This is a genomic window from Embleya sp. NPDC005971, from assembly GCF_040629175.1.
Classification (GTDB): Bacteria; Actinomycetota; Actinomycetes; order Streptomycetales; family Streptomycetaceae; genus Embleya.
The window spans coordinates 47,241-60,440 of record NZ_JBEXUX010000024.1 but is presented as its reverse complement, the minus strand read 5'-3'; the positions used below and the strand labels follow the sequence as shown (position 1 = coordinate 60,440).

Annotated in this window: 12 protein-coding genes; 7 read left to right on the top strand and 5 right to left on the bottom strand. The window is 70.0% G+C overall.

The features are described from left to right. Positions 1 to 88: 88 nt before the first annotated feature. Positions 89 to 265: a hypothetical protein gene (locus tag ABZ374_RS22020; RefSeq protein ID WP_360313552.1), complete on the bottom strand. Its 177-nt coding sequence runs from the start codon at positions 263 to 265 to the stop codon at positions 89 to 91. A gap of 1,655 nt (positions 266 to 1,920) precedes the next feature. On the opposite strand from ABZ374_RS22020, the gene ABZ374_RS22015 reads away from it, so the two are divergent. The 5 genes from ABZ374_RS22015 (at position 1,921) to ABZ374_RS21995 (ending at position 5,209) form a co-directional block, all read left to right on the top strand. Beyond that, positions 1,921 to 2,055, top strand: a complete 135-nt coding sequence (locus ABZ374_RS22015; RefSeq protein WP_360313550.1) for a lasso RiPP family leader peptide-containing protein — start codon at positions 1,921 to 1,923, stop codon at positions 2,053 to 2,055. Between the two features lie 64 nt (positions 2,056 to 2,119). Beyond that, a complete protein-coding gene (locus ABZ374_RS22010; protein ID WP_360313548.1) occupies positions 2,120 to 3,973 on the top strand; it encodes an asparagine synthase-related protein in 1,854 nt (617 codons plus the stop codon). After that, a complete protein-coding gene (locus ABZ374_RS22005) occupies positions 3,970 to 4,227 on the top strand; it encodes a lasso peptide biosynthesis PqqD family chaperone (RefSeq protein ID WP_360313546.1) in 258 nt (85 codons plus the stop codon). The genes ABZ374_RS22010 and ABZ374_RS22005 overlap by 4 nt, the downstream gene beginning before the upstream one ends. Beyond that, a complete protein-coding gene (locus tag ABZ374_RS22000) occupies positions 4,224 to 4,643 on the top strand; it encodes a lasso peptide biosynthesis B2 protein (protein ID WP_360313544.1) in 420 nt (139 codons plus the stop codon). Before ABZ374_RS22005 ends, ABZ374_RS22000 begins: the two co-directional genes overlap by 4 nt. Positions 4,644 to 5,014: 371 nt before the next feature. Beyond that, a complete protein-coding gene (locus ABZ374_RS21995; protein ID WP_360313542.1) occupies positions 5,015 to 5,209 on the top strand; it encodes a hypothetical protein in 195 nt (64 codons plus the stop codon). A 756-nt stretch (positions 5,210 to 5,965) separates the two neighbouring features. Here ABZ374_RS21995 and ABZ374_RS21990 read toward each other — a convergent pair. Continuing rightward, positions 5,966 to 6,304: a hypothetical protein gene (locus ABZ374_RS21990; protein ID WP_360313540.1), complete on the bottom strand. Its 339-nt coding sequence runs from the start codon at positions 6,302 to 6,304 to the stop codon at positions 5,966 to 5,968. Between the two features lie 443 nt (positions 6,305 to 6,747). Between ABZ374_RS21990 and ABZ374_RS21985 the strand changes: the two genes are divergently transcribed. Together ABZ374_RS21985 and ABZ374_RS21980 are read left to right on the top strand one after the other, a co-directional pair. Further along, positions 6,748 to 7,878: a winged helix-turn-helix domain-containing protein gene (locus ABZ374_RS21985; RefSeq protein WP_360313538.1), complete on the top strand. Its 1,131-nt coding sequence runs from the start codon at positions 6,748 to 6,750 to the stop codon at positions 7,876 to 7,878. Positions 7,879 to 7,952: 74 nt separating this feature from the next. After that, on the top strand, positions 7,953 to 9,503 hold the full coding sequence (locus ABZ374_RS21980) for an MFS transporter (protein ID WP_360313536.1): 1,551 nt from the start codon (positions 7,953 to 7,955) through the stop codon (positions 9,501 to 9,503). Between the two features lie 159 nt (positions 9,504 to 9,662). Here the strand turns inward: ABZ374_RS21980 and ABZ374_RS21975 are convergent, their stop codons facing one another. The 3 genes from ABZ374_RS21975 to istA all read right to left on the bottom strand — a co-directional run bounded on the left by ABZ374_RS21975 (position 9,663) and on the right by istA (position 12,955). Beyond that, positions 9,663 to 10,292, bottom strand: a complete 630-nt coding sequence (locus ABZ374_RS21975) for a class I SAM-dependent methyltransferase (protein WP_360313534.1) — start codon at positions 10,290 to 10,292, stop codon at positions 9,663 to 9,665. Positions 10,293 to 10,406: 114 nt separating this feature from the next. After that, positions 10,407 to 11,300: an IS21-like element helper ATPase IstB gene (gene istB / locus ABZ374_RS21970; protein WP_360313532.1), complete on the bottom strand. Its 894-nt coding sequence runs from the start codon at positions 11,298 to 11,300 to the stop codon at positions 10,407 to 10,409. Next, a complete protein-coding gene (gene istA, locus ABZ374_RS21965; RefSeq protein WP_360313530.1) occupies positions 11,297 to 12,955 on the bottom strand; it encodes an IS21 family transposase in 1,659 nt (552 codons plus the stop codon). Before istA ends, istB begins: the two co-directional genes overlap by 4 nt. Positions 12,956 to 13,200 lie beyond the last annotated feature (245 nt).

Here is a 13,200-nt window from a genome sequence, read left to right as displayed (position 1 = left end):
ACTTCATGCTTCTTGTGGAGCGAGTGGGCCTCGGAAGTCTGGGCAGCATGCCCGCTCCGAGGCCCACCCGATCCGCAACGAGGTCGATCTAGAGATCGGCGTCTATGAAGGAACCGAAACCGCAACTCTTCGAGCCGCGGCCGAGATACGTGCGCTCCAGCGCCTGCCGCAACGCCGGGCCGGCGTTTTCCAACAGGCTGTCCAGCTCGGTCTGCGCCAGTCCGGCGAGGCTCGGATTGTCGGTATTTCTAATGTTCTCGTTCATGGTTCCCTCCTTGCGTCGGAGTCCACTACGGCACGCGAGGGGACCCCCACGTGTTTTCGACGATTTCGAATTCGTCGAATCGGAACACTAACCTTCGAGCGCAAGCACCGTCAAGACAATCACTCACGCAAAGAATGGAATAGCCGCACTCCGTTTGTGTGCAGCGTTTCCCGAAGCCCGTGAAACGAAAAGCGAGTCGCGCGCGTTCCGCTTTCCCGAAGCGTACTTCTTGAAGAGGGTTTCACCCATGGCTTCGGATGTGGTTCCAAGTTCAGCTATCAGACCGATTCGGGGGGGTTCCGAATGCGCCGTCCGCATGCAAGAGCGATTACACAGAGGTCGATCACGGCTTCGGAATGTAGAACACTCCAGGTGTCTACGATGACTTTTCCGCGTCTTTGTCACAGGTTCTGAACGCAGGCGGTACCGGCACGGCCGCCCGGATCACGAGGGTCCTGAGGGCTGCCGACGATGGATCGTGATCCCGACGTGGAGGCACGGACCGGTGCCACGAACCGATCTCTGCCCGGACACCGTGCCGAGGAACGGGCCTTGCGACGAACCGGGTGCATGTCGCACAGGTGCCCACCGACGGGTGCCGACGCGCCGTGGTGGAAAGGGAGTTCGGGCCGGCGCTCGCTGCGGACGGGCTCAGCGGTTGAGCGCCTCGTGGGCCGGGTCGGGCTGCCGGCCCGGCGCCCCGCACGTCCTCGGCCGCGCGCACGGCCGAGACCCGGGACCCCGGATCGCTCGTGTGGCCGCACGACGCCCCCTTCAACACGACACTGCGCACGATGACAGGCACATGGGAGGCCCCCCAAGCCGTCCTGACCCTGCGCGAGCGAGCAGGACTTCCACCGCAAGCCGCTGTTCACGACGGCCCCTGCGACTGTTCGCGACCACGTCCGGCCCGCTGACGCTTGGGGAGATCGCCGCCGCCGTCGGCGCGGATCCCGTCCACGACCTGGTGCCGCCGGCCTTCGCCCTCGACATGCACACCGAGATCGGCATGCTGATCGGGGACCCCGACGCCATGCCCGGTCAGACGTCCGGGATCCCCGTCGACGCGTTCAGCCTGGGGGGGTGAACCCGGAGCCCGGGCGTTTCCGAGTACGGGTGTGGAGGGTCCGACGGGGACGCCCGATCGTCCACGGCGGCAGACTCCTCTCGCGCAGCACGAGGTACGGCCCGGGAGTCCTGCGCTTCGGATATCGCCCGTCGGGCCGGAAGGGGACGATGTCGGTTTCGCGGGTCGCGGGATGTCGGCGGCCGGCGGGTCGTCCGGAGCGCGTGGGGCGACGATCGTGCGGCCGTCGTCGGGTACGCCGGGTTCGGAGCGCACGATCCGGGCCTTGAGACGGAGAGGGTATGTGCCACACCCGGGGTGTTCCGGACGAAACCGCAACAACCCCAGGCCGGACGCCCGCGGCCCCGGCCCGGACGGCCACGAGACGTTCTCACCCCGCCTGCAACACCCCAGCCCACATCACCGCCCACATACCAACCACCACTGCGAATTCGCACAAAGCAATGCAGAAATGCATCAACGACGAAATGCGCTAAATGTACCTATATTGTAAGTTGGTTATGCAATCGTTTTTGCTCGGACGGCCCGTCTTGGCTTCGGGCTCCGGGCAGTTCGGAAGGAGCCGGTCATGGAGCGATACGAGAATGCGACGGAGCAGCAGGTGTACGTGGCGCCCGAGGTGGTGGAGGTCGGCGGGTTCGCCGAAGTAACCCTCGGCCAACAGGGGGACCTCCTGGAGTTCATCCTGGAACGAACGTTCTGATCGGACCGTGTCAGCCGTGTCCAGGCGGGCGGGCGAGGATCCGGGCCCAGAACGGGAGAGGCCGTTGTCGGTCGAGGCAGGGTTCGTCGTGTTGCCGGACTGTGACAACGCGGCAGCCGCGGCCCGGATCCTGGTCGCGGACGGTGGGCGCGTGCTGGCACACGCGTCGGGACGGCCGTGGCTGGTCGGCCGCCGCCTTTCCGGCACCTTGACGACGGCCGCGGTCGGACGCACCCGGCTGGCATTGATCGGTCACTGCCCGCTCGACGCCGGCGAAGCGGAGCGGGCCCTGGCCCGGACCCGCGACGCGGCCGGGCTCGACGCCCTGGCCCGGCGGCTTCCCGGCAGCGCCCATCTCGTGGCCTCCCTCGACGGCCACGTCCGCGTCCAGGGAACCCTCTCGGGGACCCGGGCGGTCTTCCATGCCGACGTTCACGGCACACCGGTGGCCTCGGACCGGCCGGCGACTCTGGCCGGACTGACCGGCGCCGGCGTGGACGAAGAGGCGCTGGCGCTGCGTCTGCTCACCCCCTTCGCACCCCACCCGCTGAGCCCGCGCCCGGTATGGCGGGGAGTACGGCAGGTCCCCGAGGACTGCTGGCTGCTGCTCGCCCCCGACGGCACCGTCCGCATCACGCGCTGGTGGCACCCGCCCCCGGCGGAACTGACCCTCCAGGAGGGCGCCGCTCGGATGCGCGAGGCCCTGAGCGAGGCGGTCCGCACCCGCGTCTCCGCCGCGGCGGACGGCATCACGAGCAGCGACCTGTCCGGCGGCATGGACTCGGGCACGCTGACCTGCCTCGCCGCCGACAGCCACCCGGGAACCCTACTGACCGTTCGCGCCCCCCAACTGGACCCCGGCGGGGACGACATGGCCTTCGCCCGTCACCTCGGCGACCGACTCCCGGGAGCCACACACCTGTTGCTCGACCACGAGCAGGCGCCGACGATGTATGCCGACCTGGACCGCCCCGGCGGCTTCGTCCTGCGCGACGGCCCCCCGGCGTGGGTACGGGCAGGCGCCTGGTTCGCCGACATCATCCACCAGGTCGCCACCCGGGGATCCCACCTGCACCTGTGCGGGCACGGCGGCGACGAACTCTTCACTCCGTCGCCTGCGTACCTGCACACCCTGGCCCGCTCCCACCCCCTCCTCGCCCTGCGGCACGCCCGCGGGCATGGCGCCCTCGCCCACTGGCCCCCGCACGCCACGGCCCGCGCCCTGGCCGACTCACGCACCTTCCCCGCCTGGCTCGACGACAGCGCCCGGCACCTGACCGCCCCGGCACCCCCGCCGTTCCGCCCCGCCCTGGGATGGACACCCCCACTGCGCATGCCCGGCTGGGCCACCCCGGACGCGGTGCGCACCGTCCGCGCCCACACCCACCGGGTCGCTGCCGAACACCCCGTACCCCTGGCCCCGGACCGGGGGACCCACAGCACCCTGGAGCGAGTACGGCAGGCCGGAGCCGCCATCCGCTACGCAGCCCGGCTCACGGCCGCGCACGGCATCGACTTCGCCGCACCGTACCTGGACGACCGCGTGATCGAATCCGCACTGGCCGTACGTCCCGACCACCGCAGCACCCCCGACCGCTACAAACCCCTTCTCGCCGAAGCCATGCGCGGCCTGGCGCCCGACGAACTCCTCGGCCGCGCAACGAAAGGCGAATACGGAGAAGACGCCTACAACGGGCTGCGCCGCCACCGCGCCACCTTGCTCAGCCTCTTCGAACACTCCGCCCTGGCCGACCGCGGCCTGATCGACGACACCGCCGTACGCGCCACCCTGCTCGGCGACCATCCCACCGTCCGCCCGCTCAACGCCCTGGAACCCACCCTGGCCTGCGAACTCTGGCTCCGTGAGCTGCCCCTCCCACACCGGCCGCCGCTCGCCGCCACCCAAGGAGCGCCGTGACGTTCGCCCTCAGACCCAACGTGATCCCGACCCCCACCGAACACGGCACCGTGCTCCTCGACGAGCGCCGCGGCCGCTACTTCCAACTCAACCCCACCGGCACCCTGGTCCTGGGAGCCCTCCTGAACGGCGCCACCGCCCACCAGGCCGCCACACTCCTCAGCGACCGCTACAGCATCACCCTCGAACAGGCCGCAGCCGACGTCACGGCCCTGCTCGACAGCCTGCGCAAGAAAAAGCTGGCCACCCCATGACCACCCCGAGCGCCCTCGAAGAACGCCACCCCCTGACCTGGCGCCGGAGCGTCGCCGCCCGCCTGGCCGTCGCCGCAGCCCACGTACTCGCCGCCCTCCCACCCCGAAGCATCCGCACCACCCTGCTCCTGGCCCGCACCGGCGCCACCCCGGCCACCTCCACCCAGGCCCGGGTCGCCCGCGACGCCGTCGTCGCCGTCAGCCTCCGCTGCGCCGGGCGGGGCTGCCTGCAACGCTCCCTGGCCACCACACTGCTGTGCCGCCTCGGCGGCACCTGGCCGACCTGGTGCACCGGTGTACGCACCAGCCCCTTCCGCGCCCACGCCTGGGTGGAAGCCGACGGCGCCCCCATCGGCGAACTCGAACCCACCGGCTACTACCACCTCACACTCAGCGTCCCCCCGCGCCCGCGATGACCCCGGTCGCGGCCGGTGTCGCTCGATCCGATCGACCGGTCCCGCCGGGCACGCGAGAACGAAACACATCCGGTGCCTCCGAGTCGTCCCCGAGGCAACGGGTCCACCCACGTTCATGCCCACCCGCGGCCGACGCCGCCCCCGCTTCGACCCCGCGGCGTTGCTCACCGACGACGCGTGGGAACGCTCCGCCTGGGACACCACCGCGCTCGACGTCGACGCCCTGGACGACGTCCACCCCCGATTCGCGATCTCCCTGCGCGTCCCCGACGTCCACCACCTCCTCGAACCCGACCGAGGCCACGGCCGCACACTCTGGCTGGGCGACACCGCCGGCACCTCCTGGGCCGTCGTCCGCACCCCCCGACCGGGTGAGCGCCGACGTCGACCGGTTCGGGCCTCGCGACCTGACGCGGGAGGTCCACGACGCCCTGGTGGCGTGGGAACAGGTCCAACGGCCCAGGCTCTGGGACTTCCACGCCACCGTCACCCCCCACGAAACCACCCACCGGGTCGGCCGCACCGACCGACCCTTCGCCCGAGACCCCGACCCGAACGGCCGATAGAACCACCGACGCGGTGCAGCGGCGGCGGAGGCCGCGAAGTCGGTGGCGGTCCCGACTCACCGGGCGGGCGGTGGGGCCGGTCGCTTCGCCCGTTGCCGTCGTCCTGTCGGGAATCCGCCTCCTACGTCCCGAACGCCGATCGGCGGCGAGGTGGCGGTTCGTTCATCGTTGTGTCGTGGCGCGGTTCGATGCCGCGGGCGCGGTTTTCTGCGGGCTGTGTCGAACGAGCCCGGCAGTACCTGGGGCGCCTGGTGCGCACCGCCGCCGAGGGCACCCCGCAACTCCTGCTGCGCTACCGCTCCGTCCACGCCCAGATCACCCACCTGACCGCCCCCGACCGTGACGGAACCGGCCCCCGCCACGGTCGGAAGGGCCCCACCGAACCCGGGAAGCCGTCCACGAGCGCCCCCACGACACTGCGGTGGACCGGAACGCCCCGCTCCGACGGGTCGGGCTGTCCCATGTCATCGAACCTTGAGCGATGTCGTCGAACCTCGACGGGCGCGGTTTCGTGTCATCGAAGGCTGATCACGCCTGAGTAGAGGCTTGCCGGGCGCCTCGAGCGCAGGCCGGAACTGTCGTGGCCGTGGAGTTGAGGAAGGGAATGTACGACCAGGCGGCACGGTGAATGCCCCTGCCGCAATGTCGCGGCAGGGGCATTCAAGGCCGGCGGGATTCGGATGCTCTGGTCCTCGAAGACCTGCGTCGAGGGCTACCTCGCCGGATTCGTGGAGCCGAGTACCCGGTTGCGACACATCAGCATTCGTAGGCGTATTCCGCCCGGCCCTTGGTCGAGTTCCAGGTGAATGTGGTGGACCTGCCGGCCCCGACGCTCTGGCAGGCAGGGTCCCAATCCCAATCGCCGGAGACGGTGAGGTTGGCCGTGTGGTTGCATATGTTCTTCACCTGTGCCCTGCCGTTGGCGTTGCTGGTCAACGAGGCACAGCCGGAGAACGACGCAACAGAAGCGGTTCCGGACGGCGCGGCGGATGCCCCAGGGCCTGCCGCCACCGCGGAGGCTGCGCCGCTCGCGGCGAGAGTTCCCGCCGCGATGGTCATGGCCAGGGGCGTCAGGATTTTGCGAGCACGCGACATCTGTGTGGTGTCCTTTCGACGTGATCCTGTGGCGGATCTCCGATGGAGATGGTGACTGCTTCCGGGCTGGTCATGACGCCCGTCTCGGTCGGGGCGCCGCTCTCACGCCCCGGCCGACGCGGTCTACCGTGCGGCTGCGGCCACTGGCGGTTCGGGCCGCAGCGGGAGCCGGCAGGCGAACAGCGGTTCCACCGTGCGAAACACATGTTTTGTGGGTTTCCCCTCTCCTCGGGTCGATCCCTTCACCGTGCCCGCCGGCGTGCGTGGCGGCACGAGGTCGGCCTTCCGGGCCGTGCTGTTCGCCTCGGAACAGATCGTGGCAGCGAGGCCCTCCGGGGCCGAAACCCTTTCGGCCGTCGCCGAAGTGCCTGTCGCAAAAGCGCCTTGGCGCGGTCCGAGGCGGGCGGAAAGGATGACCTTCGGATCACCCGGGAGGACATCGCGTGCTGCGCATCAAGCTCACGTCGGAAGACTTGGTCAGGACTCGGATCGCCGCCACCTGGGGCCCACTCGGCGAGACGTTCTTCTCCCTGACCACCCTGCAACAAAGCCAGGGAGAAGCTCTGTTCGGTGAGTGGCGCCGGAGAGTGCACGCCGGGTCGGCCGCTCGAACGCATCCGGCTTCCGCCCTCTTCCACGAGGCGTTCCTGGATCTGTTCACCGTCACGGGAGCCTCGACCTCGATCGAGGAAGGGCTCGACGCGATGCGTGCGGCCCGAGCGGACCACCTGCACACCGAACTCGCCGGAGCGGTCGAGGCCCGCGCCCACTACTCGCGCTGCACGGGACCGTGGGCTGGCACCGCCTGGGGCGACATCGCGCACGACCGCGCGGACCGCAAGGAGCTGGTGGCCTACCTCCAGGACGCCCACCGCGCTGCCGTGGCCCCCCACTGGCCGCGCGTCCTGTCACGATTACGGGCCGAGCAGGCCGGTCACGCCCGCACACTCGCCGAGCACGGAGTCGAGGGGATGCTCGCCGGGCTGCCACCCGGATTCCGCTGGCAGGCCCCCACTTTGGAGATCGGCCGCGGAGCACTCACCGGTACCGTCGAACCGGCCGGCCGAGGTCTGCTGCTGGTCCCCTCCGCCTTCTGCCGGACCAGGCCCATCACCTACACCAGCCCCACCGACGACCAGGCACCCGTCCTGCTGTTCATACCCGTCGTCCGCAACGTCACCGACGCCGCCGCCCTGCTGACGACACGGGAAAGCGGACTCGACAAAGCCCTGTCCGCCCTCTTGGGCCGCACTCGCGCGCACACTCTGAACGCCATCGGCGACGGCCCCTGCACCACCGGACAACTCGCCGAGCGAATCTCCGCATCCCTGCCCACGGCCGGCGAGCAGGCCACCGTACTCCGCCAAGCCGGCCTCGTCGCCACCACCCGACACGGCAGCGCCGTACTACACACGCTCACCCTCCTCGGAATCGCACTGCTCGACGGCCACCACTTTCAGGAGCCGACCCCCGAAACCTCCCAACGGACGCCACACCGCACAGCCGGAGGTCGATCCCCTCGAACTGGGGGGCCTTTCCACGCAGTTCCCGGAACGCCGCCGCGGCGAGGGTGAGCACCCGCCGGTCCATCGGCGGCGCCCGCTGCTCCGGCACCACCACAACGTCGACAGCCGCCCCCGTTTTCCCCTTGACCAGCGTCCTGCCAGTCGAGTCGCCCCGACGGGTAGCCGTGGCCTTCGGCCTGTTCATGGTCGGCCTGGACAGTTCGGTCGTGGCGATCGCCAACCCGGAGATCGGCCGCGACCTGAACGCCTCGACCGCCGACCTGCAATGGGTCACCAACTCCTATCTCCTGGCTCTGGCCGCCGCGCTGATCCTGGGCGGCAAGCTCGGCGACCGCTTCGGTCGCCGGACGTTCTACCTGGTGGGCGTGGTCGGCTTCACCCTCGCGTCGGTGGCGATCGGGCCGGCCGGCTCGATCGAAGGCGTGATCGCGTTCCGAGCGGCGCAAGGGTTCTTCGGCGCGCTGCTGATGCCCAACACCCTCGGCCTGCTGCGCGCCGTCTTCCCGCCCAAGAAGTTCGGTATGGCGGTGGGCATCTGGGCGATGGTCTCGTCGGTTTCCACCGCGATCGGCCCGATCGTGGGCGGACTGCTCGTGGAACACGTCAACTGGGAGTCCGTGTTCTACATCAACGCCCCGATCGGCGTGGCCGCCGTCGCCTTCGGCCTCGTGGTGCTACCGCAGAGCAAGAACCCCACCGGACACCACCGGTTCGACATCCCCGGCGTGCTGATCCTCGCGCTCGGACTGCTGCTGCTCGTCTTCGGCGTCGTCAAGGGCGAAACCTGGGGCTGGAGCGATGCCTCGACCATCGGCGTGATCGGAGCGGGGGTCGTCGTGTTGCTCGTGTTCGGGTGGTACGAGACGCGCATCGCGCACCCGCTGCTGCCGATGCGGCTGTTCCGCAACCGGGCATTGACGATCGGCACCATCGTCACCGCCGTGAACTTCTTCGTCCTGCTCGGCGTGATCTTCTTCGTCATGCTGTATCTGCAGAACGTGCGGGGCTTCACCCCGGTCGAAGCCGGCGTACGGACCCTGCCGCTCAGCCTCTCCTCGGTCGTGGCCGCCCCGCTCGGCGCGGCGATGACCGAACGCCTCGGCGCCCGGGTGAGCATGCCGACCGGCATGCTGCTCCAAGCCGCCGCCGCGTTGGGCATCCTCGCGTGGGACGTCGACTCCTCGTTCACGGTGATGTGGCCGCCGTTCATCGCGCTCGGCCTCGGCGTCGGCATGGTCATGGCGGCCTCCTCGGACGCGATCGTGGGCAACGCCCCCGTCCAGGACGGCGGCGTGGCCGGTGGCTTGCAGGCCACGGCCCTACAGGTCGGCGGCGCCCTGGGCACGTCCGTGCTCATGTCCGTCATCGGCAGTCGTGCCGGTTCGACGATGAGCGACGAGTTCACCTCCGCCGGAGTCCCGGCGTCGACCACCGAGGCCATGCTCGCCGCCAAGGACGCCGTGGCAATGGGCGTGGCACCCGTCTCCCCCGACATGCCCGCCCAGTTGCGTACCCAGATCATCGAGGGCAGCGGCCAGGCTGTTTTCGACAGGTTGTTTCGGAGCCACTCGGGCAACGTGATCGGGAGCCAGGTTGCTCCGTTCGTGGTGGGCGTGGACTGTTGTTCAGGTCCGGTTCGGGCAACGAGTTTGAGAGCCATCCCTTTCGGGTGACTTCGGGTGTGCCGGGATCGCGGTCGGCGTAGAGGCCCTCGGGTCCGCAATAGCGTGAGTGGGCCGGGCCCTCGCGCGGCCGTGTCCCTGACAGGCGTGGTGCGCGAGGGCCCGGTGGTACGCAGGTGGCAGCGCCTGTTCCGCTGCGAAGGCCATGCTCTAGCGGAGGCGGGCCAGCAAGTGGGCGTCGAGGAAGCCCCGCTCAGAGGCCGGGTCGTGGAGCAGCCGGGCGAACGTGACGAGCCCGGCCCGGGCCAGCAGCTCGGCGAACCGGTCCGCCGGCCAGCTATAGGCGGGTGTCACCTTGTGGTCGAAGCGGACCGGCTCGGGTCCGTCGGTCGCGAAGAACGAGGCCAGGAGCAGGCCCCCTGGTGCCAGGACACGCGCCTGCTCGGCGAGCAGCGCGGGTAGTTCTTCGGGAGGGGTGTGGATCATCGAGTAGTGGGCCAGCACGCCGCCGAGCGCGCCGTCCTCGACCGGCAGGGCCTCCATCCGCGCCTCGTCGAACCGCAGCGCCGGATGGGCCCGCCGGGCGTGGTCGACCATGGCCGGGGAGAGGTCGAGCCCGAAGGCGTCCAGCCCCAGGTCATGCAGCATGGCCGTCAGATGTCCGGGCCCGCAGCCGACATCGGCCACCCGCGGGTTCCCCGTCCCACGCACCAGCTCGGCGAAGATGCCGATCATGTTCCGCGAGAACGGCTGCGTCTCCAGCCGATCAGCGAACAACGACGCATACAGCTCCACGACCCCGTCGTAGGCCGACCTGGTCTCCTCCTGATACTCCACCACGGGAAGGAAGCTAACACCCGCCGTTCGCAGCTGTTCTCCCGCCCTGTGCCGAATACCGCGCCGCGGCGGATGCCGGCGACGCGATGGTCAAGTACTTGAATTGCTGAGGCAGGTTCAGAGCCGCCCGTTCCGGGCTGCTTCGGCGGCGTGTTCGGCTTCGGTGGCCCGCAGACGGAACGACTCGGATCCGGTCTGGACGAGGATGCCCTTGAACGTGAGCCGGTCCGCGATGGCCGCGCAGAGCCTCGGATCGGTGAAGGTGCGGTCCCACTCGGTGAAAGACGCGTTGCTCGCGACCGCGGTGGACTTGCGTTCCTCACGCTCGGTGAAGATCTGGAACAGCAGCTTCGCGCCCTTCTCATCAAGATTCAGGTAGCCGAACTCGTCCAAGCACAGGAGATCGACCTTGCTGTAGCGGGCGATCACCGACGAGAGCCGACGGGCCTGTTCGGCCTCGGCCAGCTCGTTCACCAGCGCGGAGGTGGTGGTGTAGCGGACCGACAGCCCGGCCTCGGCGGCCGCGGTCCCGGCGCCGATCAGCAGGTGCGACTTACCGGTCCCGGAGTCGCCGATCAGCACCAGCGGGCGGCCCTCGCGGACCCAGGACGGGTCGGTGATCAGGCCGACGACCTCGGGCGGGACGTTCGGGTTCCAGGTCGGGTCGTACTCCTCCATCCGCTTCTGCCTCGGGAACTTCGCCGCCCGGACCATGCGCTGCTTGCGGCGGGTGTCGCGGTCCACGCACTCGACCTGCAAAAGGTCGGCGAGGAACTGCTTGTAGGAGTACTTCTCCCGCGCGGCGGTCCCCGCCAGTTCCTCGAACCTGGCGCGGATGGTCGGCAGCCGCAGCTCGCGGCATGCCTCGTCGATGACCTGGTCCTCCCACTCCGAATCCGGGAGCGGGACCCGCGAGGGCGGGACGTGCCGGTCGAACACCTCCACAGCCACCTCCCGTGCCGCGTCGGCGGCGTGCTCGGCGGTGGCCGGCCCGGAGGGGGTGGGGCTCATGCGCTGCTGCCTCTCTGCTGGTGCTCGCCGTGCTGGTCACGACGGTCGGAGTGGGGAAGGGCCAGCCGCAGCAGCCGGTCGTACTTGGCCATGTCCGGCAGCGGCCTCGTGTCCGGCGGCAGCCGCCGCCCGTGCAGGACGATCACCCGCCCGCCGTCCGCCTCACCCGGCGGAAGCGCGGTGGCGTCGTCGGCGGGGCCCTCGGCGAACTTGCGGGCCTCGATCGCGACCAGGTCCGCGCTGACCGACCCGATCCGCACTGCGGTCCGCAGCGCGGCCGCCATCGCGTCGGCGGGCAGCTGCCGGTGCAAAAGCAGCACCTCGATGAGCATCCGGGTGCCCTCGCGCTCCCCGCACTTGGCTTTCGCCGCGGCCCAGAACTCCTCGTGCGCGGAGGTGAACACCCCTTCCGCGCGGGCCTGGGCCAGCGCGGCGGCCCCGGCGAACGCGCCGGGCTTGACCAGCAGGATCTCCAGGTAGTAGTCGAGGATGTCGTGGTAGGAGTAGCGGCGCGTCAGCCTGGGGTGCCGCGCGACGACCTCGCGCTTGTCGAACACCCACAGCTCGTTCGCCCGCAACCGGACCCGGACCTTGGAGCCGATGAACCGGGCCGGAACGGAGTAATACGCCTGCCGCACCGTGATCCGGCCGTTGCGGTGGACCACCGGCGTCAGGTCCGTGCCGGTCTCGAAGTCGTCCGCGGGCAGCGGCCGCAGCAGCTCGCGCTCCCGCTCGAAGTCGAACCCGATCGAGGTCGGCCGGCCGTGGACGTGCCGCGCGTCCTCGGCCAGGTCGATCGCCGCCAGCCGCTCGTTCAGCTCCGACAACGACTCGACCGCGGGCGGCGGAACGAGGTGCTTGCGGCGGAACCGGCCGCCCTCGTGCTCAACCCCGCCCTTCTCGTGCGCGCCCTCCTCGCCCGGGATGCAGTAGAACGGCTCGAAGGAGAACCACGACCGGAAGGACGCCCACCGCGAGGTCTCCGTCCGCGACCGCCCGAAACACACCGCCTTGACCGCGGGCTTGAGGTTGTCGTACCGGATGTGGACCGCCGGGCAGCCGCCCAGCGCCTCGAACGCCTCCACGTGCCCTTCCAGGAACGCCTCCTGGGACGGGGTCGCGAACACGCGGTGCACCGCCTTGCCGCTGTAGGACATGCGCAGTGTGAACAACACGCACTTGCGGCGCTCCCCGGCCAGGTCCAGCCACACGTCCGCGAAGTCGACCTCCGCCTCCTCGCCCGGTCGCTTCTCCTGCGGGACCGTCCCCTCCAGGTGCCGGCGCCCCTCCAACGCCTCGGCCTGAATCACCGGCCGCCGGAACCGCATGTAGTTGCGGATCGTCGAGTAGGACGCCAGCTCGAAGTCGTGCTCCGCCGCGAGGCGCTGCACCACCCGGTCGACCGTGTGCCGCTGCTTGCGCGGCCCGTCCAGGTCCGCCCGCAGCATCGCGTCGATGAACGCCTTCACCGGCTCCAGCACGCTCACCCGCGGCGGCGGGCTCTTCCGCTTCGGCGGCACCGGCGACACCAACGCGGCAGCCACCGTGTTCCGCGACACCCCGTACTTCTGGGCCAACTCCCGCTGCGACACACCCGGATCCACCCGGCGATCCCGCCTGATCCGCTCGTACAACCACTCACGCGACTTGCGCATCGGTCTCCTGACACGACCATGAACACAAACAGCGCAAGCCTGACCCCGCCGAACGGACCAACTTCCCCATTACGCCGAAAGCGGCATGTCTCACACGATCAGACCACGTGGCTCCGAAACTCGTTGCCCGAACTCTGGCCCTCGATCTGACTGCCGGGATGGCTCTCTAACAACCTGCCGAAAACAGGCCAGGCCTTCATGAACGGCGTACACACCGCGGCGATCATCGCCGCGGTCGTGTGCCT

Coding starts and splice junctions, on each gene's coding strand:
- ABZ374_RS22000 (WP_360313544.1), top strand. CDS start 4,224: ATGACCACCCCGAGCGCCCTCGAAGAACGCCACCCCCTGACCTGGCGC.
- istB (WP_360313532.1), bottom strand. CDS start 11,300: ATGAGCCCCACCCCCTCCGGGCCGGCCACCGCCGAGCACGCCGCCGAC.
- ABZ374_RS22020 (WP_360313552.1), bottom strand. CDS start 265: ATGAACGAGAACATTAGAAATACCGACAATCCGAGCCTCGCCGGACTG.
- ABZ374_RS22015 (WP_360313550.1), top strand. CDS start 1,921: ATGGAGCGATACGAGAATGCGACGGAGCAGCAGGTGTACGTGGCGCCC.
- istA (WP_360313530.1), bottom strand. CDS start 12,955: ATGCGCAAGTCGCGTGAGTGGTTGTACGAGCGGATCAGGCGGGATCGC.
- ABZ374_RS21990 (WP_360313540.1), bottom strand. CDS start 6,304: ATGTCGCGTGCTCGCAAAATCCTGACGCCCCTGGCCATGACCATCGCG.